Annotated in this window: 1 protein-coding gene; it reads right to left on the bottom strand. The window is 47.0% G+C overall.

Features of this window, described 5'->3' with window-relative positions:
• The coding region (locus tag AC1M9P_RS14630; protein WP_481588091.1) for a thiolase family protein at positions 1-428 on the bottom strand (428 nt) is incomplete at both ends.

Below are 428 nucleotides of genomic sequence, written 5' to 3'. Positions count from 1 at the left end.
GTCGGCTAAACCTAGGTCACGTGTACACGCCAATGCTTGTGCTGCAAACGCTTCGTTCAGCTCAATCACATCCATTTGCTCTAGTGTTAAAGCGGTTTGTGCTAACAGTTTTTTAATCGCAGGTGCCGGACCAAAGCCCATAATGCGAGGTTCAACCCCAACAGTGGTTGCACCAATCACTTTGGCACGAGGTTTTAAACCATATTTTTCTACAGCTGCATCAGAAGCAATCAGAATCGCAGCAGCACCATCGTTAATGCCTGATGCATTACCTGCGGTTACTGTACCGTCTGTTTTTACAACAGGTTTTAACTTGGTTAAGGCCTCGAGGGTGGTTGCACGAGGATGTTCATCTTTTGCCACCACAACCGCATCACCTTTACGCTGTGGAATAGTCACAGGCACGATTTCTTGATCAAAGAAACCGC

Source organism: Acinetobacter sp. 25-47-122 (assembly GCF_056779695.1).
Note: the sequence above shows the minus strand (reverse complement) of the source record. Positions and strands in the feature narration are given on the sequence as shown.